25 protein-coding genes are annotated in these 23,537 nt (G+C 35.5%); 12 read left to right on the top strand and 13 right to left on the bottom strand.

The window, feature by feature from the left end; all coding sequences use genetic code 11:
* Window positions 1-255 precede the first annotated feature (255 nt).
* A complete protein-coding gene (locus WCV66_RS00885; RefSeq protein WP_338787642.1) occupies window positions 256-636 on the bottom strand; it encodes an OsmC family protein in 381 nt (126 codons plus the stop codon).
* Window positions 637-783: 147 nt separating this feature from the next.
* Here WCV66_RS00885 and WCV66_RS00890 point away from each other — a divergent pair, with 147 nt between their 5' ends.
* Together WCV66_RS00890 and WCV66_RS00895 are read left to right on the top strand one after the other, a co-directional pair.
* A complete protein-coding gene (locus WCV66_RS00890) occupies window positions 784-1,980 on the top strand; it encodes an MFS transporter (protein ID WP_338787643.1) in 1,197 nt (398 codons plus the stop codon).
* A 149-nt stretch (window positions 1,981-2,129) separates the two neighbouring features.
* Window positions 2,130-2,276: a BH0509 family protein gene (locus tag WCV66_RS00895; protein ID WP_066328473.1), complete on the top strand. Its 147-nt coding sequence runs from the start codon at window positions 2,130-2,132 to the stop codon at window positions 2,274-2,276.
* A 257-nt stretch (window positions 2,277-2,533) separates the two neighbouring features.
* On the opposite strand, the gene WCV66_RS00900 is transcribed toward WCV66_RS00895, so the two are convergent.
* The 3 genes from WCV66_RS00900 to WCV66_RS00910 are packed head-to-tail and all read right to left on the bottom strand — an operon-like array spanning window position 2,534 to window position 4,183.
* Entirely contained in the window at window positions 2,534-3,355 is an 822-nt protein-coding gene (locus WCV66_RS00900; RefSeq protein ID WP_338787644.1) for a YihY/virulence factor BrkB family protein, read from the bottom strand.
* Between the two features lie 9 nt (window positions 3,356-3,364).
* Window positions 3,365-3,697 carry a YtxH domain-containing protein gene (locus tag WCV66_RS00905; protein ID WP_066328209.1) on the bottom strand — a complete coding sequence of 111 codons (333 nt, stop codon included), beginning with the start codon at window positions 3,695-3,697 and terminating at the stop codon, window positions 3,365-3,367.
* Window positions 3,698-3,712: 15 nt separating this feature from the next.
* Window positions 3,713-4,183 carry a low molecular weight protein-tyrosine-phosphatase gene (locus WCV66_RS00910; protein ID WP_338787645.1) on the bottom strand — a complete coding sequence of 157 codons (471 nt, stop codon included), beginning with the start codon at window positions 4,181-4,183 and terminating at the stop codon, window positions 3,713-3,715.
* Window positions 4,184-4,389: 206 nt separating this feature from the next.
* Here WCV66_RS00910 and WCV66_RS00915 point away from each other — a divergent pair, with 206 nt between their 5' ends.
* From WCV66_RS00915 to WCV66_RS00925, 3 genes are all read left to right on the top strand, one after another.
* Window positions 4,390-5,751, top strand: a complete 1,362-nt coding sequence (locus tag WCV66_RS00915) for a sodium:alanine symporter family protein (protein ID WP_338787646.1) — start codon at window positions 4,390-4,392, stop codon at window positions 5,749-5,751.
* A gap of 98 nt (window positions 5,752-5,849) precedes the next feature.
* Window positions 5,850-6,074 carry a DUF1128 domain-containing protein gene (locus WCV66_RS00920; protein WP_066328204.1) on the top strand — a complete coding sequence of 75 codons (225 nt, stop codon included), beginning with the start codon at window positions 5,850-5,852 and terminating at the stop codon, window positions 6,072-6,074.
* Window positions 6,075-6,132: 58 nt separating this feature from the next.
* Window positions 6,133-6,282, top strand: a complete 150-nt coding sequence (locus tag WCV66_RS00925) for a hypothetical protein (protein ID WP_157094307.1) — start codon at window positions 6,133-6,135, stop codon at window positions 6,280-6,282.
* Window positions 6,283-6,392: 110 nt separating this feature from the next.
* Here the strand turns inward: WCV66_RS00925 and WCV66_RS00930 are convergent, their stop codons facing one another.
* On the bottom strand, window positions 6,393-6,908 hold the full coding sequence (locus WCV66_RS00930) for a type 1 glutamine amidotransferase domain-containing protein (protein WP_338787647.1): 516 nt from the start codon (window positions 6,906-6,908) through the stop codon (window positions 6,393-6,395).
* 396 nt (window positions 6,909-7,304) lie between these two features.
* On the opposite strand from WCV66_RS00930, the gene WCV66_RS00935 reads away from it, so the two are divergent.
* Window positions 7,305-7,790 carry a GNAT family N-acetyltransferase gene (locus WCV66_RS00935; protein ID WP_338787648.1) on the top strand — a complete coding sequence of 162 codons (486 nt, stop codon included), beginning with the start codon at window positions 7,305-7,307 and terminating at the stop codon, window positions 7,788-7,790.
* Here the strand turns inward: WCV66_RS00935 and WCV66_RS00940 are convergent.
* The 3 genes from WCV66_RS00940 to WCV66_RS00950 form a co-directional block, all read right to left on the bottom strand.
* A complete protein-coding gene (locus tag WCV66_RS00940) occupies window positions 7,785-8,720 on the bottom strand; it encodes an alpha/beta hydrolase (protein ID WP_338787649.1) in 936 nt (311 codons plus the stop codon). The genes WCV66_RS00935 and WCV66_RS00940 overlap by 6 nt on opposite strands.
* 234 nt (window positions 8,721-8,954) lie before the next feature.
* Complete coding sequence (locus WCV66_RS00945) at window positions 8,955-10,064, bottom strand: endospore germination permease (protein WP_338787650.1); 1,110 nt, start codon at window positions 10,062-10,064, stop codon at window positions 8,955-8,957.
* Window positions 10,065-10,449: 385 nt separating this feature from the next.
* Window positions 10,450-11,124 (bottom strand): hypothetical protein, encoded by a 675-nt coding sequence (locus tag WCV66_RS00950; RefSeq protein WP_338787651.1) that lies wholly within the window; start codon window positions 11,122-11,124, stop codon window positions 10,450-10,452.
* Between the two features lie 337 nt (window positions 11,125-11,461).
* Here WCV66_RS00950 and WCV66_RS00955 point away from each other — a divergent pair, with 337 nt between their 5' ends.
* Both WCV66_RS00955 and WCV66_RS00960 read left to right on the top strand, forming a co-directional pair.
* Window positions 11,462-12,739, top strand: a complete 1,278-nt coding sequence (locus WCV66_RS00955; RefSeq protein WP_338787652.1) for an MFS transporter — start codon at window positions 11,462-11,464, stop codon at window positions 12,737-12,739.
* A gap of 193 nt (window positions 12,740-12,932) precedes the next feature.
* The gene (locus WCV66_RS00960; protein ID WP_338787653.1) at window positions 12,933-13,427 is read left to right on the top strand and encodes a site-2 protease family protein; all 495 of its coding nucleotides are present in this window, start codon (window positions 12,933-12,935) and stop codon (window positions 13,425-13,427) included.
* Between the two features lie 41 nt (window positions 13,428-13,468).
* Here WCV66_RS00960 and WCV66_RS00965 read toward each other — a convergent pair whose 3' ends face one another.
* A complete protein-coding gene (locus WCV66_RS00965; RefSeq protein ID WP_338787654.1) occupies window positions 13,469-15,361 on the bottom strand; it encodes an ABC-F family ATP-binding cassette domain-containing protein in 1,893 nt (630 codons plus the stop codon).
* 121 nt (window positions 15,362-15,482) lie between these two features.
* On the opposite strand from WCV66_RS00965, the gene WCV66_RS00970 reads away from it, so the two are divergent.
* Window positions 15,483-15,698, top strand: coding sequence for a hypothetical protein (locus tag WCV66_RS00970; RefSeq protein ID WP_338787655.1), 216 nt, complete (start codon window positions 15,483-15,485; stop codon window positions 15,696-15,698).
* A gap of 142 nt (window positions 15,699-15,840) precedes the next feature.
* Here the strand turns inward: WCV66_RS00970 and WCV66_RS00975 are convergent, their stop codons facing one another.
* Entirely contained in the window at window positions 15,841-16,293 is a 453-nt protein-coding gene (locus tag WCV66_RS00975) for a hypothetical protein (RefSeq protein WP_338787656.1), read from the bottom strand.
* Between the two features lie 185 nt (window positions 16,294-16,478).
* Between WCV66_RS00975 and WCV66_RS00980 the strand changes: the two genes are divergently transcribed.
* Genes WCV66_RS00980 through WCV66_RS00990 form a run of 3 tightly spaced genes read left to right on the top strand, consistent with a single transcriptional unit; the run spans window position 16,479 to window position 19,720 of the window.
* Window positions 16,479-16,883: a GntR family transcriptional regulator gene (locus WCV66_RS00980; RefSeq protein ID WP_338787657.1), complete on the top strand. Its 405-nt coding sequence runs from the start codon at window positions 16,479-16,481 to the stop codon at window positions 16,881-16,883.
* On the top strand, window positions 16,861-17,763 hold the full coding sequence (locus WCV66_RS00985) for an ABC transporter ATP-binding protein (RefSeq protein WP_338787658.1): 903 nt from the start codon (window positions 16,861-16,863) through the stop codon (window positions 17,761-17,763). Before WCV66_RS00980 ends, WCV66_RS00985 begins: the two co-directional genes overlap by 23 nt.
* Entirely contained in the window at window positions 17,738-19,720 is a 1,983-nt protein-coding gene (locus WCV66_RS00990; protein ID WP_338787659.1) for a DUF6449 domain-containing protein, read from the top strand. Before WCV66_RS00985 ends, WCV66_RS00990 begins: the two co-directional genes overlap by 26 nt.
* 377 nt (window positions 19,721-20,097) lie before the next feature.
* Here WCV66_RS00990 and WCV66_RS00995 read toward each other — a convergent pair whose 3' ends face one another.
* The 3 genes from WCV66_RS00995 to WCV66_RS01005 form a co-directional block, all read right to left on the bottom strand.
* Window positions 20,098-20,253, bottom strand: a complete 156-nt coding sequence (locus WCV66_RS00995) for a hypothetical protein (RefSeq protein WP_185653930.1) — start codon at window positions 20,251-20,253, stop codon at window positions 20,098-20,100.
* Between the two features lie 116 nt (window positions 20,254-20,369).
* Window positions 20,370-21,824 carry an alanine/glycine:cation symporter family protein gene (locus WCV66_RS01000; RefSeq protein WP_066328152.1) on the bottom strand — a complete coding sequence of 485 codons (1,455 nt, stop codon included), beginning with the start codon at window positions 21,822-21,824 and terminating at the stop codon, window positions 20,370-20,372.
* Window positions 21,825-22,144: 320 nt separating this feature from the next.
* A complete protein-coding gene (locus WCV66_RS01005) occupies window positions 22,145-23,515 on the bottom strand; it encodes an ABC transporter substrate-binding protein (protein WP_338787660.1) in 1,371 nt (456 codons plus the stop codon).
* Between the last annotated feature and the right edge of the window lie 22 nt (window positions 23,516-23,537).

Raw genomic sequence — 23,537 nt, forward strand, 5'->3', positions numbered from 1 at the left:
CTACATAATTTAAAAACCTATAAATACGATTGATGTAACATTTTCACTTTAAGTTGTATTATAATTGTTTTCGTCTATACAGGAAGTAATATCCTTTTAAGTATTTATTAACCAATATAAAATTTTATGTGTAAACAGTTTGTCATGATATTTTATGGAATAAATAAGAAATTTATCCAAAGAATTAATCGAGGAAGAAATGAAAGGGACTGACCATCTAAAGAGGAATGGTTCAGTCCCTATAACGGAGTAGCCTTAAATTAGTTCAAACGTTTCTTCAATCTTAATACTTTCCTTAACTGATTGAGCCATTGGACAATTTTTACTTGCTAGTTCAATTGACTGTTGGATCTTATTAGGGTTTAAATTGTTTCCCTTAATACGGTAATGGATATGTATTTTTTCAATTCGATTTGCTTCCGCTTCAATACGTTCAACCTTTGTTGCGATCGTCATATCATCTATTTCAATTCTTTTTTTCGTTAATATCTTTCTCAAAACACCACCACTACATACGGCGATTGAGGCTACCATAAGCTGATAAGGACGGTAACCATAAGCCTCATCTCCAGCTACATGCAATTCGCCATATTCTGTTGTTGTATGAAAGCCGACTTCCTTCATTTTAAATTCCACACTATTCACTCCTGCTTTTTTAACATAATTGTATATGAAAAATTTTTTATAGGAAAGTTTGTTGATTCTTTTGTTTCTTGTAATCTTTCTTATTTCATTATACTATTCAGATGGTAACCTATATTTTTAGAAACAGGGGTAACTACAATGAATAAACAGCGCATGAGATTTTGGATACTGATATCGATTGTAGGTATATCAGGATTTAGCCAAGGAATGCTACTTCCTTTAATTGCAGTTATTTTTGAAAACAATGGCGTTTCATCTGCGTTAAACGGCTTGAACGCAACTGCATTATATATTGGTATACTTTTAGTATCACCTTTTATGGAATATCCTCTTCGAAAATTTGGCTTTAAACCAATTATTCTCCTTGGCGGACTATTAGTTGCCGTGTCACTTGGGTTATTTCCAATTTGGAATTCATTTTGGTTTTGGTTCATTCTCCGTCTATTGATTGGAATTGGTGATCATGCCTTACATTTCGGGACACAAACATGGATTACATCTTTTTCACCAGAAAATAGACGTGGAAGAAACATATCTCTTTATGGCTTATTCTTTGGAATTGGTTTTTCAATGGGACCATTAATGACTCCTTTATTACACTTACATGAGACATTACCATTTATTGTATCTTCTGTACTTTGCTTTATCGGATGGCTTTTAATATTCCTGTTAAAAAATGATTTTCCTGAACAAACAATTGAAGTAAATTCAATAAATGAAACGATGAAACGATTTCGAAATGCTCTTAAATATGGTTGGGTGGCATTTTTACCTCCTCTTGGTTACGGTTTTTTGGAATCATCACTGAATGGAAGCTTCCCTATCTATGGATTAAGAATCGGACTAGAAGTTTCTAGTATTTCTATCTTATTATTTTCATTTGCCATAGGAGCAATTGTTTTTCAACTACCACTTGGTTTACTCAGTGATAAATTTGGAATAAGAACGATTTTAATGGCGATACTTTTCCTTGGCTTCGTTAGCTTTACGTCCGCAAGTTTTCTTGAAGAGTCTGTTATCGCATTAACAATTTGTCTTTTTATTGCAGGAATGGTCGTTGGCTCAACCTTTTCCCTAGGAATTAGCTATATGACCGACCTAATGCCAAAAAATCTTTTACCTACAGGGAACTTATTATGTGGAGTCGCATTTAGTGTCGGTAGCTTAGCAGGTCCCTATGTTGGTGGAGTTTTTATCGAGTATACAGAGAATATTAGCTATTTCCTCATTATTAGTAGTATGTTATTAATGATTTTCATCGCCATTACGGCCTTTAAACCTAGCCAAGTCTCACAAGGTCAAATGAAGAATGAAAAAGTTTCACTCTCAAATTAAGATCGAAGTTGACAATCCGTCAGCTTCTTTTTATTCCGAAAGTTTTTTCAATATTTACAAAATATGTTTGAACATTTTGTTTCAACTGTTATATAATACAATTAATAATGATAAACTGTACCATAACAATAAGGGAGATGGTTGAAATGATGAACAGACAAGAGAGAAAGAATATGATTCAATTTATTGAGAGAATGAAGGACATTGACAAGGACTCACTTATTTATATGACAGATGCGGATATCGAACATATTTATAGCGCAGTATATAACAGTTATATCGAGCTTGCTGAATAGAAAAAAACGGCTGACTAGGAAGTATTCCATTGTCAGCCGTTTTTTCTATTTAATGATAGCCATTTTGTCCGTTTGCGCTACCACTTGTCTTATTTTTTGGCTTGTGTTTTGAATTTTGTTTATTGTGGCTTCCGCCCTTTTTCGTTTGTTTTGTCATTCTTAATCCCCCGCTTTCATGGAAGTAAAGACTATTTGTCTTCAATAATTACTATTCCACAGGAGTTGTGAGTGTATGTGAATTAATAAATGGAAACCTTTTAAGCTGCATGCTTCCTTTTATATAGCAGTGCATTTAGCTCTCCACCTAAGATAATGATCATTCCAGACAAATATAGCCAGATCATTAACACAATAACACCACCTATACTCCCATATGTGGCACTGTAGTTTGCAAAGTTTCCTACATAATAAGAAAAAGCCAAGGATACAACGATCCAACCTATCGTTGCTGCAAAGGATCCCGGTAATCCATCTTTAATATGTAGGTGCTTATTAGGTGCTACATAGTAAAGTGCAGTAAAGACAATAAATAAAATGATGCCACTAACGAGCCATCGTAAAGTATTCCATATTGTTAAAAACTCCTCAGAAAAACCAAAGTTCGAAAAGATAAATAACCCAATTTCCCTACCAAACACAGGTAATAATAACGCAACAACAATGACAAACACCATTGCAACTGTCAGTAAAATTGCCATACCACGCGCAACAATAAATGATCTAGTTTCATCCACATCATATGCTTTATTAAAGGCTCTTACTATGGCATTAATTCCATTAGAGGCTGACCAAAGCGTAGCAATAATACCAAATGAGAGTAGTCCACCATTTTTTTTATTTATAATTTGGTTTAAGGTACTGTCAATTATTTCTAAAGATTCTCCTGGTGCAAACTGCCTAATATTAACAAGTACATCCTCTTGTGAAATTGGTAAATACCCAATTAAAGTAATCAAAAATATAAGAAATGGAAACAACGACAAAAGGAAAAAATAAGAAAGCTGTGCAGATAACCCAGGCACTTCATCACTAGTAAATCGTTTGATTAATTCCTTTAGAAACGAGCCTTCACTTATCATGTATTCACCTCACGATTGTTGTCGTTTTGGAATGAATCTGTCCCTAGTTTCTTGAATCATATTTACTACTTGTGGTGTTGTTTCTTTTAGCTCGTTTACCTTCTCATTAATGAATGTTACATCCTCTGATACTTCCTTTACAGTATCTTTTACATCCTCAATTTTTTGCTTTACATCATTTGCAAAAGTTGCAGGTTGTTCAATATAATCCTTAATTTTAGAAGAGACCTTTTTTCCGGACTGAACAACATCTTGTCGAGTACGTTTGTCCAAAAGTGATACTGCTGCTCCGACAAGGGCTCCTACTAGCATTCCTGTTAACAACTTATTATCATTTGCCATAAAGTTGTCTCCCCTTTATAGATGATATTTTGCTTTAATTTCATCTAACAAATTTTCACAAGCCTTACTAACCATTTCATATACTTCTTCAAAATTACCAGTGTAGTAAGGGTCGGGTACATCTGCAATAGGATAATCTTCAAGATAATCGAGAAGTCGCACAATTTCACCTGTTTGTACATACCCTGCTAGTCGTCTAATATTCCCAACGTTCTCAATATCCATGCCAATAATGTAGTTGAAGCTAGTTAAGTCCTCTGCTATTACTTGTCTTGCCTTTTGTCCTTCATAAGATATATGGTACTTGTTTAAAATATGACAAGTTCCCTCATGTGGTGGCTTTCCAATATGCCAATCACCTGTTCCAGCAGAGTCGACAACGATTTCCTTCTCTAATCCTTCCTTTTGGATTAAATGTCTCATAACAGCTTCAGCCATTGGTGATCGGCAGATGTTTCCTAAGCAAACAAATAATATCTTTATCATTATATTTCCTCCTATCTTTATCTACCCATTTTTTATTAAGAAAAAACGACAGCTCCTTATAATCATAATATTTTTCTCTTAAGATTTCCCTAATTCATTCTTTAAATTGTAGACATTTACGTTACACTCTAAGAATATCCTTCATTAAGTGGCCTAAAAGGACAGTCTTGACAAGAGGTCACATTACAATCAATTAGGGGGATGTTATGGAACAATTTGAAGCGTTCATCGGTGATGTGAGTAGCTTTGTTTGGGGTCCACCGCTTCTAATTTTATTGGTTGGTACAGGTTTATATTTAACAATCCGTCTAGGTTTTCTCCAATTTAGGATGCTGCCTTATTCATTAAAGCTTGCCTTTTCAAAAAAGCAGGACAAAAAGTCAGAAGGGGATATCTCTCACTTCCAAGCACTCATGACTGCCTTGGCCGCAACAGTTGGAACTGGTAACATTGTTGGGGTTGCAACAGCTGTCTTAATGGGTGGACCAGGAGCAGTCTTCTGGATGTGGGTTACTGCACTAGTTGGAATGGCAACGAAATATTCCGAAGCTATCTTAGCTGTAAAATATCGGGTGAAGGATAAAAACGGAGAAATGTCCGGTGGTCCTATGTACTATTTAGAACATGGATTGAAACAAAAATGGCTCGGTGTGCTATTTGCTATTTTTGGTGCGGTCGCTGCGTTTGGGATCGGAAACATGGTTCAATCTAACTCTGTTTCTGGTGTAATGAAGGCTACCTTTTCTGTACCTACTTTTGTCACAGGTATCATTATTACGATCTTTACTGCTTTAGTTATTTTAGGCGGAATAAAATCGATCGGAAGAGTAACTGCCTACTTCGTACCAATTATGGCTTTATTTTATTTAATTGCCGGATTAATTGTTTTAATTATGAATGCTAACCTTGTCCCGGATGCAATTGGTCTTATTTTTACAGATGCTTTTACAGGTGAAGCAGTCGCCGGTGGTGCACTAGGCTCCGTCATCCGCTGGGGTGTTGCACGTGGTGTATTCTCGAATGAAGCTGGTTTAGGTTCAGCACCAATTGCTGCAGCTGCTGCAAAAACAGACTACCCTGGCAGGCAAGCTCTCGTTTCAATGACTCAAGTATTTATCGATACAATTTTAATATGCTCAATAACAGGTATTACGATTGTTATGGGAGATCTTTATACAAGTGGAGCAGAAGGAAATGCCCTTACCTCAGTTACATTTGAACAATTCCTCGGCCCAGCAGGTTCAATCATTGTAGCAATCGGAATGCTATTTTTCGCTTATTCCACCATACTAGGCTGGTCCTATTACGGGGAAAAATGCTTCTCCTATCTCTTTAGCGAATCCGTTATTAAATATTATCGTTATGCATTTGTTCTGGCAGTATTCTTAGGATCCATAACAACCATTGACATAGTTTGGGGTATTGCAGACGTTATGAACGGACTAATGGCCTTCCCTAACTTAATTGGACTCCTTGGCTTATCAGGAGTAGTTGTAGCAGAAACGAAAAGATTCCTAGCAGTAGTCAAGGAAGAAAAGAAACAAGAAAAAGAAGGATCTACCTCGTAACTGTTGTTTAGGATATTAACAACTTTTTGAATGCTTGTCAGCAAATCATGTTACAATAACAGTAATTCTAGTGGATACCGAGAAAGGAATGAAGTAAGTTGAACCTAACAGAAAAATCTGTTGAAAACGTCGAGTATATGATCGAGCAAATTAAAGAAAAGCTTCGAGTTCTTAACTTTGGTGCGATTAAGCCTTCACACTTTGACGAAAATATGTATGAAGAGCTTAAAGATATTTACGACCTTGTTATGAAAAAAAATTCATTCAGCCCGAATGAAATGCAAGCGATCGTTGAAGAACTAGGAAATCTTCGCAAAGGTTAGTATTATTATTCTGACCTCTCCCTTATCTACATATTAATGGAATAAGGGGGAGGTTATTATGTTAAATTGGTGGTTAGCAACAATCAGTTTAGGCGGATTCCTCGTAATTTCAATTGGTCTTGTTCTTTACACCTTAAAAAGTTCTGTCAGCTCGGATGATGCATATCGTGTGGATCCAATACCTAATGACGATTCCGAAAATAAGTAATGAATGAAAACCCCCTATTGAGCTTAATTATTGCTCAATAGGGGGTTTTATTTCCAACAAATAGCTTAATTAGATGGCTTTCAGGCGTTAATTAAACGTTTGTTTAAATGTTAATTAATCAATTTCAAAGCTTCTCTTGTAAATGCAGGAAGATCCTCAGGAGTTCGACTTGTTACAAGCTGGTTTCCACAAACGACTACCTCTTTGTCATGAAAGTTTGCTCCTGCATTTTTCAAATCAATCTGAATGGATTTGTAGCCTGTTACATCTCGGCCCGTTAATGTTTCAGATGAAATCAAAAGCTGTGGACCATGACAGATTGCAAACACTGGTTTTTTGTCATCCATGAACTCCTTCGTAAAAGCTACATAACGCTCGTCTGCTCTTAATATGTCTGGAGAAAATCCACCAGGAATGAATAATGCATCAAATTGATCTGGGCTGACATCATCAATTCCAGCATCAATTTCAACTCTTGCTTTCCCCTGTTTGCCTTCTACCGTTTTACCTTTTACCTCCTCAATCACGGTTAAGTTATGTCCTCCTTCTTTAAATGCTTTGGCTGGATCAGTATACTCTACATCTTCAAATGAATCTGTTAATAATACGGCGATTTTTTTTGACATGCTGTACATAACCTCCAATTTATTTTTATATTGAACTATACCCGGGCTTGTTTGGGATAAACATTTAAATTTTTTCACATCTAAATTTGTAGGGTTGTATAATTGATGGGTTTTCCTTACATAATTGATCCAACCTATCTTTACACCTCTTATTTTGTTACCGATTGAACCATCTTAACGTTGTATTAAATCCGTTTTCAAGAGGATTGAATCACTTATTATAATTATTGAACCAACTTTCATCTTTTTTGAATCTTCTCTTGGTTATAACCCTCAATTCGGTACCGGATTGAACAAGCTGATTATATAAATTAAACCACTCCTTTTCTAAACCTCCAAAAAGGAATTCCAAATCTTATAAAGAATTAGTAATTAAAAAGGAAACGAGCTGATGTTATGTATATTAAATTAAGACAAGCAACCAAAAAGGATATCACCTTCTTATGGGACATGTTATACGAAGCGATTTATGTTGGTGAAGGTGAAGTAAGGCCTCCAAGAAGTATTTTAGATAAGCCGGAGCTTGCACACAGTGTTGAAAACTGGGGAAGGCATGGTGATCATGCTCTCATTGCCACAGATTCTGACGACAATAAAGTAGGAGCTATTTGGATCAGACTTTTTAGTGAGCAAAACAAAACGTATGGTTATGTTAATGAAAATATTCCTATTCTTAGTATGGCTATTTTACCCAAATATCGCGGAAAGGGTATTGGCACAAGGCTCATTCAAGAGATATGCACTCTTGCCAAGATAAATGGGTACAAAGCTGTTTCCCTTAGCGTTGACCCAGCGAATCCTGCTTTACGCCTATACGAACGATTTAATTTCAAAAAAATTGGAGTTGATGGCACTTCATGGGATATGAAAGCCAACTTATAATAAGTTGGCATTTTCCTTTAGCCAAGCTTGTTCAATGTCCTTAATAAATTCAATAACCTTTTTTTCATAGCCTTTAGGATCTGTATTATAAGCCTCAGCGTGCCCAGCTCGAGGGACCAAATATAGCTTTTTATTATCTTTCTTACGTTTAAACATATCTAAAGTCATTTGCAGCGGAATAAACGAATCTTCTTTACCGTGAATGAAAAGAATCGGAGTTTTTGTTTTTTCTAGATCCTTTATTGGTGAGATATCTGGAAAACTCCAGCCATGACGAAGCTTTACAAAAAAGCTTACCAAATCAATTAGTGGATATAATCTTAGCTTTGTATCCATTTTAAGTCTTAATCTTAATAGAGATTGAAAGTCACTAAACGAACAATCCGCAATGCAAAATTTCACACGACGATCTCGCTTACTAGCCTCTAAGGCTGAAGCAGCTCCTAGCGATTCTCCCGATAATCCAATAAAAACCCCTGCCCCCATTTTATCGGTTAAATAATCAATCCATGCTTTTAGGTCATCCTTTTCATAAAAACCATATGATGTATATTTCCCACCGCTTAATCCATGATATCTATGATCACATAACAAAACATGGAAGCCTCTTTTTTGAAACATTTCTACATATTTAAAGCTACCGAACAACGACCATGTAATACCATGTGCAATTATGATAACCTTTTTTCCCTTTTCTACAGGAAAAAACATTCCATGAAGCTTATATCCATGATATGACTGAATAAATAACTCTTCTTTTATTATCGAATGAAAAATGCTATCATCAATTTCTCCCTTTTGAATCCCTAACTTATAGGTTTTTTCATATGACACCCGTTTTGGTGAAAGAAGAAGACGGCATAATAAACACACAACCAGCATACTGACTAAAGTAACAATCAGAATTGATTGAAAAAGCCAATGCAACATCTACTTCTCCTCCCTTCTAGGCTTTTTTATATCCTATTAAAAAAGACTGAAGGGTGTGAAAAACTTTCTTACTTCTGTAAATAATTCATTCAATTCAAACTAAAAACCACCGTTGTCAACCTTTTAACGGGTTCAGTTTTAAGGAAAAAAATTACAATTATAAACTGAAAACGCATCAGTTTTAACAATCAAATCGACTAGGTTAATCACATTATATTTAGCATAAAGTTAGCTTTACATAGAAGAGTTTTCAGGATTGAACTTTCTACGGATATATGCGATACATAACAATAGTATTGGTATGATAATTTGTAACGGTATATGTAAATAAGGGTGCATAAATTCAATACCAAATTCCCGGGCTTCCACATAATTAGCTGAATATAAAAATGATAAAGGAATAATTATAGTCCCGATTGCAAGCAGTGTGGAACGATTATCCTTTAGATTAAATAATTGTGTAATACCAACAGAAACGCCATACATCCACCCTCCAACCTTAAAAAACACACCTGCCACCATCATTAAAATAACTAATACATCGAATCGTTCAAGAAAATCGGCTATAGAAACCATTCGTGTTGAAGACATAAGAGGATAAGATTGCTTACTATAAATTTCTGGTCCTAAAACTGCAATGTTAATCATTGAATTAATGATTAACAAAATACCACCAATCAAAATGACAGCCATGCCTACCTTTTTAGCATGCTGTTTTTTATTTAGCATTGGAAAAAACATTGTAATTAAGACTGTTTCGCCAAATGGAAACGTAATAGCATACGGAAAAACTTCCTTTAATACCGGTTCTACACCATTACCTAATATAGGGGCAAGGTTCGTCATGTTAAAGTCTTCAACAGTTAATAAAAGGATCCAAATCACGATAAGTGAGAAAATATAAATGGGAAAGACTGCTTCTCCCATACGGGCAAATGTCTCAACACCACCCCTGAGACAATAAATCATTAACACCATAAAACTTACGGATATAATCGGCATAGGGGTCTCCGTTAAAATGGTTGTATATATTAAATCACTGAAGTCTCGGCAGGCAGTTGCGGCAAGAAAAGTAAAATAACAGAGATAATATAAAATGATTGGATATGCAAGATACTTCCCAATGATTTTTGGGATCATTTGAATTAATGTGTCACCTGGATAATAGTCAGATAATTTCACATAGATTAACATTAATATTAATCCGAATAACATACCTAATAAGATTGTTATCCAGGCGTCCTGTTTTGCAGGTGCGCCTCCTCCGAAAATAAACTTATTTCCTACTTCAAATCCAATAATGACATAGAAAAGTTGAAGGGCACTTATTTTTTGTTGGTTCATTTTGTCTCCTCAGTATGAAAAAGCTTTCGATTATTCCAAATCAAAACGAAACTTTATTTTTGCTTATTATTACCAAGTGCAAACACTTTATGCTAGACGAACAAGCTCCCGATGTCTCTAATGAATACCATATACAAAACCAGTTAACATAACTCCTTCAACTCTGTCAGTTAGTTTAAGTACAAAGATTCTCATTACATTATCTCAACAAAAATATCCATTTACCTATGTTTTACAGGTGAAATTTATTTAAACCTTGTTAAATCAGTAAAAATAAGCATTCCAATTAATGTGTTAATTGGAATGCTTAAAGGCTAGTTAATTAATTAATGCTTTGTAATCTTAATCCGAACCCGTGGCCAACATTTTGCGGTGGTTTCACGCATTATATCGTCCACTGATCATGCACAATCGCTACAAGCTTCCATTCACCTTCTGCATCTTTTTCAAACACAAGGTTTAACGCCTTCCAATCCATATTCCCATTCTCCTCTGTACCTTTCACATAGTATTCGACAGAATGTGAATTTGGAAATACCTCAGCAATATTTCTAATCGTATTGCCTCTTGCTTCTTTGCGATCAAACTCAATCTCGTCTGCATGATCATATTTACTGTCATATATGAATTTAGAATAATAATCACTCGATGTTAACTTAATTGGTTCACCGCTGCCATCTTGAGTTCCCCAAGTATAAGTCTCCGCGCCTTCAAAAAACCCTTCAACTTTTTCTATATCGAATGTTACTGCATCTTTATCGACAAATGAATAAGGGGAAAACAGAACACCTTTTTCAGGGTGCACATAATTCGCTAATTCAATTGCGTTTTTCTCCTTTAAAAGCTTCAAAACTTCATCAGCCTTCTCCATGATGATTTCCTTTGCCTCTTCTTCTGTTTGTTCATCATTTTCAACTTCTTCAGAGCTTGATGTATCCTCTTTATTAGCTTCATCTTCAACTTCACTCTTTGGTTCATTTTCATTTGAAGTTTGATTCCCACAGGCTGTTACAGTAATAAACACGGTCAAAAGCAATAATGTAAAAATATTTTTTTTCATAGTGCTCCTCCTCATTGTTTATTTTAAACTCTCTAACCTCTTCTTTAGAGGCCACTTAAATTCCTGTTTTAGAAACTGTAGAAAGTTATCTTTGTACAAGGTTTATGTTAGAAATCATTTCTTCATCACAGCCATTTTATTCTAAAAGTAAAATGAAAGCGTTAAAATTTTCAGTATTATTGAATTTATGAACATTATCTAAGCCATATTTCATAAATTTTTTAAGTGAATTTGCTCAGATTTTTTAAAACGCAAAAGGCTGTGATGACTCTATTGTATTTCGAGACCCGAAAGAGTATTATGAGTACGGTAGATTACTAGAATTGAGGTAGCAGCAATGAGAATACGAGATTGGGATTATAACCTTAAAATTCGATTATTTGGTGAGGCCTTGATGAACATCACATTTTGGATGTTTTTTCCTTTTCTAACCATCTATTTTGCTGATGCATTTGGAAAAGAACAGGCTGGATTATTTCTTATCATTTCTCAAGTTTTTTCTGTCCTGGCTAATTTAATGGGTGGTTATTGTGCCGACCGCTTTGGTCGAAAAACAATGATGGTTCTTTCAGCCTTTGGACAGGGATTAGTGTTTATTATATTTGCCTTTTCAAATTCACCGTGGCTGGATTTACCCATTCTCGGGTTTATCTGTTTTTCTTTCGCTGGTGTGTTTGGTGCTTTTTATTGGCCGGCTTCACAAGCAATGGTTGCAGATGTTGTTGATGAGAAAGACCGTAGTAGTGTGTTTGCGATATTTTATACATCAATTAATATAGCAGTCGTAATTGGTCCAATTTTAGGAGCGATCTTCTATGTTCATTATCCATTTGAGGTTCTGCTAATTGCAGGTCTTGTTTGCATGCTCCTATCGCTTTTATTGGCCAAACAAATTCGAGAAACTGCACCTGTTTTTCAAGCCGAGAGCAACGAAGCATCAGGAAAATGGTATTATGCGATTGTCCAGCAAATTCAAGACTATCGCATTATCATCAAGGACAGCACTTTTTTACTCTTTATTATTGCTGGTGTTCTTGTAGCCATTACCTTTATGCAACTTGACATGATCATCCCCGTATATATTACGGATATGGTCCACCATCAAGAAATGATTAAACTAGGGGACTGGTCGTTATCACTAAACGGCGAGCAAGCATTCGGAGTCATTCTTTCAGAAAATGGTCTGCTTGTAGCACTATTCACCATTAGTGTGACAAAATGGATGGGCAAATATCAAGAAAGAAATGTTTTTATACTTTCGTCAATTATTTACGGATTATCCATTATTACATTTGGTCTTTCAGGATCCATATGGGTCTTTATTGTTGCCATGGGATTATTCACTTTTGCTGAGCTAATGACAGCAGGAATTCAACAAACGTTTGTTTCAAAAATTGCTCCTGATCATATGCGCGGTCAATATTTTGCAGCTGCAAGTCTCAGGTATACGATTGGACGAACAATTGCACCGATTGCAATACCAATGTCACTTTGGTTTGGCTATCCGATTACATTTGCGCTACTTGGAGCTTTAGCCTTTTTTAGTGGGGCACTATATTATCTAATGTTCCAGAAGGTTGAAAAAAAGACTCTTGAACATGCTGAATCTATTTAGGCAAAGCTATATGGTCACTATGCGCCATACAGCTTTGCCTATTTTATCAAAATGCACTATGCCTTACTTTCACTAAGACTATTTTCATATTTTCCAAGGATTTTGTTATAAGTCTGACAAGCAGGGTAGAGTACTGAAAGTGAATATAAGATTGATACTGTTCACCTTACGAAAAATGAATGGGGGCTTTCAGATGTTTGGCTTAGACGACTTCCTTGTGTTTTTTCGAGCCTTTTTCATTGTCTTTCCGATCGTTACACTCATTCATGTGCTTGGTCATTATCTGTTTGCTAGAATCAATGGCTGTCATGATGTTTTCATTATTATTGGGTGCGGAAAAAAGCTCTTTACCTTCCGAAAAGTTGAAGTTCGAAAGTTTTACTTTTGGTATGGTGGCTGTGAGTTATCACATATTGAGGTGAACAATAAATTTCAGTATATATTGATTTATTTTGGTGGAGCTCTTTTTAACATGTTAGGTATATTCATTGTCCACATGTTTATTAAGCTAGATCTAATAGAGGCTTCAAATATAACTTATCAATTTATTTACTTTTCCATCTATACCGTTTTCTTTGCCTTAATACCAATGGATTATCCTGATGGGAGTCCTAGTGATGGAAAAGCGATTATTCGTATATTTAGAGATGAAAGAGTTAATAAATCTACTGACTGTCATGATAAATAGAAAAGCAGGACTTAAACCATTTGCTTAAGTCCTGCCGATACTTAATTTCCCTGCTCAATCTCTTCTACGAGAAGAGATAATTCTTCCCAACGTTCGATTGTTTCCTCCAATTTTTCCTCAATCTGCTCTTGTTCCTTATAAAACTCCTGCACCTTCCCTAGGTCACTTCCAGCAGCTGCAATTTCTTGCTCTAACTGTTCCTTTCTTTCCTCAAGGCTGGCGATTTTATCTTCAATTTGTTCCCATTCCTGCTGTTCTTTATATGAAAGGCGTTTTTTCTTCTCTTTTTTATAGCTTGCTTTATCAGGGGCCGTCTCTTTGTCTTGCTTCACTTCCTGGAACTTACTTTCTTCCATATAGTCTGTGTAACTACCTTGGAAACGACTTATTTGCCCATTTCTTTCAAAAACGATTAAATGGTCAACTACCCGATCTAGAAAATAGCGATCATGTGAAACAGTCAAGACAACTCCCGGAAATTGATCTAAATAATCCTCTAAAACACTTAACGTTTGTGTATCAAGATCATTTGTTGGCTCATCAAGAAAAAGGACATTTGGTTCTTCCATTAATACCTTTAATAAGTATAGGCGTCGTCTTTCTCCACCAGATAATTTACGAATATACGTCCATTGAGCTGATCTTGAAAATAAAAAACGCTCAAGCATTTGCTCTGCAGTAATTACCTCGCCATCAATTGTATGGACAATCTCTGCTGTTTCCTTAATGTATTCCACAACACGAAGATTTTCATCCATTTCTTCATGCTCTTGTGTATAGAATCCAATTTTTACAGTCGTACCCACATCAATCGAGCCTAGGTCAGCCTGAATGCGACCAGCCATAATATTAAGCAGCGTTGATTTCCCACTTCCATTTGGACCAATAATACCTAATCTTTCACCTGGTGTAACTAAGTAACTAAAATCATTAATCATTTTCTTTCCGTCATATGCTTTGGAAATATGTTCAAGCTCAAGAACCTTTTTCCCTAAGCGTGTAGAGCCGATTGCAAAATCAAGATCCTTACTTAAGGCTGGTCCTTTTTGCTCCTGAAGCTCTTCCACTCGACCAATTCGTGCTTTCTGCTTTGTAGTTCTTGCCTTTGCACCACGGCGGAGCCAAGCAAGTTCACGTCTTAATAGATTTTGTCTTTTCTCTTCTGAATTCTCAGCATTAATTTCTCTCTCTGCCTTCTTTTCCAGAAATACTTCATAATTTCCTGAATACGTATATAAATGCCCTTGATCCAACTCAAAAATTTGATTTGTGACACGATTTAAAAAGTAGCGATCATGTGTGATTAAGACAATCGAGCCTTTATATTGCGCTAAAAATCCTTCTAACCATTCAATTGTTTCATTATCAAGATGGTTGGTAGGCTCATCTAGTATTAATATATCTGCTGGTTGAATGAGTGCCTTTGCAATCGCAACTCGCTTCTTTTGGCCACCTGATAAATGAGTAACTGGGCTAGAAAAATCAGTTATCCCAAGCTTTGTTAACACAGTTTTCGCAATTGTATTCGCTTCCCATGCATCCTGCTGATCCATTTTTTGCTGCATATTCATTAACTGCTTTAACTTTGTTTCGTTTTCAGGATCTTTCTCAAGCTCACTTAACGCAAGTTCATACGCTTTCATTACCTGCATTATCGGTGCATCACCATAGTAGATTTGCTCAAGTACAGATAAGCCTTTAGTTAGCTCAGGGTCTTGAGGTAAATATTCAATCCGCATTGAATTGGAGTGAGTGATTTCACCTGAATCCGCAGTTTCCAGTCCAGCTATTACCTTTAATAATGTAGATTTCCCAGTACCATTCACACCAATTAAACCAATTCTCTGCTTTTCGGCGATAGCAAAGGAAATATGATCAAATAATATCTTCTCACCATATGTTTTATATAAATTTTCAACATGTAAAATACTCATTGTTTATCCTATCCTTTTACAAAGTATTGTTCTATTGTATAGCATAACAGGAGTCTATGCTAAAAAAACAGTCTATCCTATGTTTTTCTATTCTATATTTGTGGTAATTGAAAATATAGACATGAAGGTGGTGATAAGAATGAAGGAATCTAATAGAAGAAATGAAACTGATCATCCTGAGCAATATAAAACAAAGGAAGAGACTCTATTTGACCGTTTTGAAAGTGAACAAAATGTAGACCCCATCCCAATGGAAGATCTAAAAATGGAATTACGTGAAGAAAAACAAAAACACAAAACAAAAAATAACTCATCTAGTGAGGAAAAATTCAAATAATGAATACTTTTACGTTAGTCACGAACACATCCTTGAGGGGTTTTGCCATCAATCCTTATGAACATGGCAAAACCTTTTCCTTAAATCTTCCAATATCCCTGTATAGCTAAAAAAATTATTCTTACAAAAAAAATCACTCTTATTATGCAATATCCATTTTAATTTTCTCACGATACGGTTGCAAAGAATGAAAAATAACTTCCTCAAATATACTATAGTTAATCCCAGCTAAAAGAGATTCAGCATACCGCCATGCATTTTCTTCAATTATTAAGGCAATTTTATCTCTTTCAGATTGAGTCTTGCATTCATCTAGCTGATCACATAAATCACCTAATTGCTGATCTTCTGCATGACCAATTTCATGAGCAAGTACAATTGATAGATAGTCAATGAAATATTTATTAGTAGAAAACAACTGTTCACACTGCTTTTTTATTTCATCAATGTATAAGGTAATGGTATGAGTTCCCAAGTGATATTTCCCCCCTACTAAACGTCCATCTGGAAATGTTGATTCCACTTTAACTTTAACTAATGAACAAGACCGTAGCAGTAATTCATTCACAACAGATTCAATTACTCTATGCTGCAATGTAATGATTCACACCTTTCTTTCACTAATGTATATATCCAAACCCTTCTCTTAATATCATCTCATATTCCTGACAGCCAAATGTATTATTTTTTCTAATTATTATCATTGCATTTTCCTTTTTTATCCTATACAATTTAACTGTACTAACAATATTAATACAGTTAATACAAAGGGGGTAACTTATGTTTCAATTAGATGTAAGAAGCAGGAAACCCATTTATGAGCAATTAGTCGATAAGATTAAAGAGCTTATTATTAATCGGATTCTTAAGCCTGACGAACAATTGCCTTCAGTCAGAATGCTTTCTAGTCAATTAACAGTAAATCCAAATACGATTCAGCGAGCTTACCGCGAACTAGAAAACCAAGGGTACATTTATTCTATTAAAGGCAAAGGTAATTTTGTCGCAGCAATAGAGCTAAATCCCAATGAACAGAAATTAGCCGAACTTAAAACAGATTTAAAAAGGCTTATTGCAGAAGCCATTTATTTAGGTTTAACAAAAGATGATATTTATGTACTGTTTCATGAAGCACATCAACAAACAAAGGGGATAAACAGTGATGATACAGGTTCATTCCGTTAGTAAAAAATATAATAAACACTTTGCTGTAAATGATCTTTCACTGACAGTAAATAAAGGGTCAATTTATGGTTTACTAGGCTCTAATGGAGCAGGTAAAACCTCTCTTTTAAAAATGATTGCAGGAATTAACCGTCAGGATAAAGGGACGATTAAAATTGATAACATAATTGCCTATGAAAATGTAGCAATAAAAGAACGGGTTGTTTTTATTCCAGATTTGCTTTATTTTTTCCCACAGGCTACTGTTGCACAAATGGCTTCCCAATATAAAGAATATTATCCTAGCTGGAGCCAAGAGCGATTTGAACAACTTACGCCTGCATTTAATATTGAATTAAATCGAAAAGTTCACCGCTTATCTAAGGGAATGAAGCGCCAGGTAGCATTTTGGCTCGCACTATCCGCAATGCCCGATGTCTTAATTTTAGATGAACCGATCGATGGACTTGACCCTGTTATGAGACAAAAAATCAAAAACCTACTATTTCAGGATGTTGCTGAGCGGGAAATGACTGTGCTCATTTCATCTCATAACCTTCGTGAAATTGAGGATCTATGCGACCATGTTGGTATCATGCACCAGGGGAAAATCATTATTGAGAAGGAAATTGATGATTTAAAATCTGATACACATAAAGTCCAACTTGCATTGTCAGATCCTACTCATGAAGAGCATCTTTTAAATAAATTAAACATCTTACACCACGAAAAAAGAGGAAGTGTTTTGCTTCTTATTGTTAGAGGCAATGAAGAACAAATAAAAAAAGCTATACATTCTACAAGTGTTATTCTATTTGATCTATTACCATTAACACTTGAAGAGATATTTATTTACGAAATGGAGGATGTCGGATATGAAATCGAAAAAATCCTTCTTTAAGAACGGCATCATTAAACAAGACTTCAGACAGCACGGATGGATTAGTATTGTTTATTTTATCTGTCTAATGTTCGCTATACCTTTAGAGCTAATGCAGCTAGCAACCAGAGACTATGTTGTGTTCGAAGATTACAAGAACTATTTATATGTAAATACAGAACTACAAATACTTTTCCTATTCACGATCCCAGTCGCAGCAGGTTTACTACTATTCCGATATCTACAGAACGAAGCATCAGTTGATATGATTCACAGCTTACCTATTCGAAGAGTGACATTGTATGTAAGTCATATCATAAGTGGATTAATATTGTTATTGCTCCCAATTGTTCTTATGTCATGTGTGACATTTTTTGTTACACAATCAATTGAAGAATTTCACTCAATCCTGACGCCTTCAGAACTATTATCATGGACAGGTATTATCACTTTACTAACATGCATGTTGTTTTTTGCTACTGTTGCGGTCGGAATGATGACAGGTATGTCTAGTGCACAAGCAATCTTAACATATATTTTTTTCTTTCTACCAATTGGAATGGTTGCAATGGTAAGCTATAATTTATCCTTTTTGCTCTTTGGATTCTCTTCTATATTTATTGATGAGAAACTTACCTACTTATCACCATTTCTACGATTCGTTGATATTTGGAATACAAAAGATCCGTTTTCGACCCTTGAAATTTTCATCTACATTATCATCGTCATTTGTTCCTTCTTTATTGGTTTAGGCCTTTATAAAGCAAGACAGCTGGAAAGTGCAACCGATGTAATTGCTTTTCCATTTTTAAAGCCGGTTTTTAAATATGGTGTGACATTTTGTAGCATGACTTTAGGTGGTTCGTATTTTTCTGTTACAGGTACACTTAATTGGGGCTGGATCATTTTCGGTTATATTAGTGGCGCATTAATCGGCTATGTTGTAGCTGAGATGATTTTACAAAAAACCTGGAGGATCTTTCACTTTCGTGTATTTACTGGGTTTATAGGTTACAGTATCATTTTTATAATCATCCTTTTTAGCATTAAAACTGATTTAATTGATTTTGAAAAGAAACTCCCTCGCATGGACCAAATTAGTGAGGTTTACTTTGGTAATAAATATCAAATGCAGGAAATGTTGAGTGATGATATAGAAGTTTACTCAGATTCAAAGCTCTATATTCAGGATGTAAGAAATCTTCATGAATATATTCTTGGTCAGCAGGATCTTATTGAAGCCCAAACTGACGAGAAATATAGACAAGATATGGTAATCGCTTATCGTTTAAACGACGGTAGAACATTTATACGTGAATATAGATTGCCAGTTCAACTGATGAAAGAAAAATTAACGCCTGTCATGGAAGCTGATTCATACAAGAAAATCCTCCCAGAGTACACAAAATTACAAGAAAATATCCTTTCAATTAAAATTGTCCCTAATGGTCCCGGTGTAACGCAGGTTATGCTGACAGATCAAAAGGAAATTGAGGAGTTTAGCAGTGCAATTGAGAAGGATTTACTCTCACAGACATTGGATGATTTAGTTCAATCCACAAGTCCTTGGGGCTATATTGAAATTTCTACAAAAGCATCAAGTGAAGTTCATTCATACGAAGAATATCCAATTGTTGAATGGAAGAAATCATTTGATGAAACTACTAAATGGCTTGATGAACATGGGTATTTAGACGATGCAAGAATAAACATTGAAGATCTCTTAAAAGCCGAAATTACTAAAGTGAATCTTCCAAAGGACTTGGAAAACTATAGACCTGATGAACTATTTAATTCTGGAGAACAATTCTCCACAATAACAGATAAAAAACTCTTATTAAACGCACTTGAACAGTTTACTGAGTATTCGGAAGACCATACGTATTTTATTAAATTTACTTTAAAAGACGGAAATGAATGGTATGGTTCTATTCCAGCTGAAGCTATTCCAACTGATATAAAGAATAAACTTAAGTAAATTAGAAAAGCGCAAGCGCCTTGTTCAGACTAAGGCAGGCATAAGACGCTCAGGAATAGAAGACGTTCTTTGTCTTCAATTCCTGAGTGGCTTATGACCCCGAGGGTCTAGGCGCTGGAGCTAGACACCAAAACTAAGTACAAAATTTTATACTTTCTTACCTTTGAATAAAAGCGCAAGCCTTGATCAGCCCCGACAAGCATAAGATGTTTTAGAATAGAAGGCGTTCTTTGCCTTCAATTCTAAATTAGCTAGACCCTAGAGGGGCTAGGCGCTGGATGTCAAAGCGCTTATACACTGTACAAGAAAATTATTATTACTATAAGAAAACAAGAGGCTGAATCGCTAAGGGATCTTAGCCTCTTGTTTTCTTATAGCTACTTCTTATTCACTTGTTTTCCACTTTTCTTTTGACTTTGATTCTTGCTGTTTCCTACTTGCATATCGCTACCAAATTCGATATCGTTTCTACCCTGCTGTTTTGCAATTTGTTGACTAGTTTGTTCAGCGTTTTGTTTACCTTGTTTAGACATTTTGAAACCTCCTCATGTTACGATCTTTCTTAATATGTACTGTTTGTAGGAATTTCTTTCAAATTTTCATTTTAAACGCAAAAATAGGTTGACCGAGATGACGGTCAACCCATTTTTTAAGATGCTTGATCTTTATCTTTTTTATATTCTGTTTCCCAATAGTCAGCATTTTTTATTCCTAAAGCTTTTGGATCAAAGACTGGATCAAGTCCTTGTTTCCTTTGTTGTTCGTAATCTTTTAGTGCGATTATCGCTGGTTTTGCAAGAATAAGAATGGCGATAACATTGAGCCACACCATAATTCCAAGTCCTACATCACCTAATGCCCATGCTAGTGATGCTGTTTTTACAGCCCCATAGTATGTTGCAGCTAAAATTACAAACTTTAATATTAACAATGACAGCTTTTTATTGCTACCACGAATTAAGTAAGTCATATTCGTTTCTGCGATATAGTAATAAGCCATAATGGTTGTAAAGGCAAAAAAGAATAATGCTATAGCTACAAATCCTGCACCGAATCCTGGAAGAACACTGTCAATTGCTGCTTGTGTGTACCCTGGACCAGCCTCTACACCTTCCAAATTATTCACAATAAATGATCCATCTGGTGCTTCAGTATTGTACATTCCCGTAAATAAAATCATAAAAGCTGTAGCAGAACATACGAATAAAGTGTCTATATAAACAGAAAATGCCTGTACTAATCCTTGTTTTGCCGGATGTGAAACTTCTGCAGCAGCCGCTGGATGCGGACCAGTACCTTGTCCAGCTTCATTTGAGTAAACCCCACGTTTTACTCCCCAAGCAATGGCCATTCCGATTAATCCACCGAAGGCAGAATCTAATGCAAAAGCACTTCGGAAAATAAGTGAAATCACCCCTGGTAACTCTTGAATATTCATTAACACTATAACAACAGATAAAATAATATATCCTAAAGCCATAAAAGGAACGATAATTTGAGCAGCATGTGCAATTCGTTTAACTCCACCGAAAATAATAAAAGCTAATAAAAGGACAATTACAGCACCCGTGATGTATTTCGGAATTCCAAATGCATTTTCTACTCCAAGTGCAATAGAATTAGATTGTACACCAGGCATTAATATTGCCATTGCGATAAGAGCTGCAAAAGCAAAAAGGACAGCAAACCATTTCCAACCAATCCCCTTTTCTATGTAATAAGCAGGCCCTCCACGATATTGTCCATCCTGTTTTACTTTATAAATTTGTGCTAAAGTTGATTCGATATATGCACTTGATGCACCGATAAAGGCAATCGCCCACATCCAAAAAACGGCACCAGGACCACCAAAAGCAATTGCGGTTGCAACACCTGCAATATTACCTGTTCCGACTCGTCCTGAAAGGGCAATTGAAAGTGCCTGAAATGATGATACACCTGCCTCGGAGCTCTTCCCTTGAAACATGAGTACAACCATTTCCTTAATATGCCTCACTTGAAGAAAACGAGTTAAAATTGAAAACAATAAACCTACACCAAGTAAGATATAGATCACTGGTGTACTCCATAAAATCCCGTTTAAACCTGTAACAAATTGCTCCAAAAACCTTACCCCCTTCTTTGAATGCAGAATTTTCTATCTTTTAAGATTATAATCAATATGTCCCTATAACACAATAGCAATGTTAGGAAATCTCACATTTTATTTTATTATAATAAAAATAAGAGGCTGAACTTTTAAAGTCCAGCCATTCGGCTCTTCTAATAAGAAGAAATCATGGTAGTTCATCACGTGAAATACCCTATTTTGATATAATATAAACAAAACCTTTTCTTCTATATTAAGATAATCAATCCTATCATATTAACTAGAAAAATGACCCTTGAAGAAATTCACCTTCAAGGGTCACCTTTATTTGTTATCTAGTTACCTTGCTTTTTATTCGCGACCTCTAATGCACGATTTGTTTCTTCAGCTGCCTGATCTAACGCTTTCTTTGGGTCCATTCCTTGATATAAGCTTTCCATTGCTGATACAACCTTTTGACGTGATTCAGGGAATACAGAAATCAATGCACCTTGTGTAGCTGTACCTTTCTTAGTTTCACTGAGTTGATCAACTGTAACCTTTAACTGTGGATACTTTTTCCACTCTTCTTTTACGATATCTTGATCATAAGCAGCAGGGTTGATTGCAAAATAACCTGATTTCACATGCCATTCTGCTTGCACCTCTGGAGTTGTTAAATACTTCATAAACTCCCATGCAGCCTTTTGCTTGTCTTCATTAATACCACTAGACATCCAAACTGAAGCACCACCGATAATAACTCCTTCTCGATCAGCATCATCAGGGATTGGCAAGTATGATGCACCTACTTCAAAATCAGAATTATCAACCATCGCTTTAATACCTGCTGAAGAATCTAAATACATGGCAATTTTACCTGATTGGAACGCAGCACGCATATCATCCCAGTTTTGTCCTACATTAAAGAATGTTCCCTCTTTGTGCATGTCACTTATTAAATTAAATACGTTTAAACCTAGTTCATCATTAAACGTTGCTTTTGTTGCATTACCACTACGGCCATTTTCATTATCCACATAATGACCGCCTTGCTCTGCTAGCATCTCTTCAAAGAACCAACCGTAGTTTAAGATAGAAAATCCATATTGACTTGTTTCTCCACCTTCAGTTTTTGTTAGTTTTTTCGCAGCGTCCTTCAATTCACTATAAGTCATTGGTGCCTTTTCAGGATCTAAACCTGCTTCCTTAAATGCATCTTTGTTATATACAAGGATTGGAGTTGATGAATTGAACGGCATTGAATACTGCTCACCATCTACTGAGTAATAATTTGAAATATTTTCTTCCCATTGTGAAGTATCATAATTGTCTTCATCAATAAACTTTTGGACTGGCTGTACGTGACCACTATCAATCATGTATTTTGTACCAACCTCAAAGGTCTGCATAATGGTTGGAGCATCTTCTGTACCAGCAACTGTGTTAAATTTCGTTAGAGCCTCTTCATATGTACCTTGAAAAATTGGCTTCACTTCAATATTCTCTTGTGATTCATTAAAGTCAGCAACAATATCATTTAAAACTGTCTCAAGCTCTCCACTCATCGCATGCCAGAATACAACCTCTTGCTTTCCTGCCGTTTCCTCTGTGTTTGTTCCTTCACCTTCTGCTCCAGATCCATTTGTACCAGTATTTGTACTAGAGCAAGCACCTAATATCAATAAAAGAAATGCGGATAAAACGATAAGAAATTTTTGTTTCATGGATAACGCCTCCTTTTTACTT

Origin of the sequence: Metabacillus rhizosphaerae (assembly GCF_037201795.1) — a bacterium.
Taxonomy (GTDB): Bacteria; Bacillota; Bacilli; order Bacillales; family Bacillaceae; genus Metabacillus; species Metabacillus rhizosphaerae.

Coding starts and splice junctions, on each gene's coding strand:
- WCV66_RS00915 (WP_338787646.1), top strand. CDS start 4,390: ATGGAACAATTTGAAGCGTTCATCGGTGATGTGAGTAGCTTTGTTTGG.
- WCV66_RS00965 (WP_338787654.1), bottom strand. CDS start 15,361: ATGAGTATTTTACATGTTGAAAATTTATATAAAACATATGGTGAGAAG.
- WCV66_RS00995 (WP_185653930.1), bottom strand. CDS start 20,253: ATGTCTAAACAAGGTAAACAAAACGCTGAACAAACTAGTCAACAAATT.
- WCV66_RS00910 (WP_338787645.1), bottom strand. CDS start 4,183: ATGATAAAGATATTATTTGTTTGCTTAGGAAACATCTGCCGATCACCA.
- WCV66_RS00990 (WP_338787659.1), top strand. CDS start 17,738: ATGAAATCGAAAAAATCCTTCTTTAAGAACGGCATCATTAAACAAGAC.
- WCV66_RS00905 (WP_066328209.1), bottom strand. CDS start 3,697: ATGGCAAATGATAATAAGTTGTTAACAGGAATGCTAGTAGGAGCCCTT.
- WCV66_RS00900 (WP_338787644.1), bottom strand. CDS start 3,355: ATGATAAGTGAAGGCTCGTTTCTAAAGGAATTAATCAAACGATTTACT.
- WCV66_RS00980 (WP_338787657.1), top strand. CDS start 16,479: ATGTTTCAATTAGATGTAAGAAGCAGGAAACCCATTTATGAGCAATTA.
- WCV66_RS00970 (WP_338787655.1), top strand. CDS start 15,483: ATGAAGGTGGTGATAAGAATGAAGGAATCTAATAGAAGAAATGAAACT.
- WCV66_RS01005 (WP_338787660.1), bottom strand. CDS start 23,515: ATGAAACAAAAATTTCTTATCGTTTTATCCGCATTTCTTTTATTGATA.
- WCV66_RS00935 (WP_338787648.1), top strand. CDS start 7,305: ATGTATATTAAATTAAGACAAGCAACCAAAAAGGATATCACCTTCTTA.
- WCV66_RS00950 (WP_338787651.1), bottom strand. CDS start 11,124: ATGAAAAAAAATATTTTTACATTATTGCTTTTGACCGTGTTTATTACT.
- WCV66_RS00925 (WP_157094307.1), top strand. CDS start 6,133: ATGTTAAATTGGTGGTTAGCAACAATCAGTTTAGGCGGATTCCTCGTA.
- WCV66_RS00940 (WP_338787649.1), bottom strand. CDS start 8,720: ATGTTGCATTGGCTTTTTCAATCAATTCTGATTGTTACTTTAGTCAGT.
- WCV66_RS00945 (WP_338787650.1), bottom strand. CDS start 10,064: ATGAACCAACAAAAAATAAGTGCCCTTCAACTTTTCTATGTCATTATT.
- WCV66_RS00930 (WP_338787647.1), bottom strand. CDS start 6,908: ATGTCAAAAAAAATCGCCGTATTATTAACAGATTCATTTGAAGATGTA.
- WCV66_RS00955 (WP_338787652.1), top strand. CDS start 11,462: ATGAGAATACGAGATTGGGATTATAACCTTAAAATTCGATTATTTGGT.
- WCV66_RS00985 (WP_338787658.1), top strand. CDS start 16,861: ATGATACAGGTTCATTCCGTTAGTAAAAAATATAATAAACACTTTGCT.
- WCV66_RS00890 (WP_338787643.1), top strand. CDS start 784: ATGAATAAACAGCGCATGAGATTTTGGATACTGATATCGATTGTAGGT.
- WCV66_RS00895 (WP_066328473.1), top strand. CDS start 2,130: ATGAACAGACAAGAGAGAAAGAATATGATTCAATTTATTGAGAGAATG.
- WCV66_RS00960 (WP_338787653.1), top strand. CDS start 12,933: ATGTTTGGCTTAGACGACTTCCTTGTGTTTTTTCGAGCCTTTTTCATT.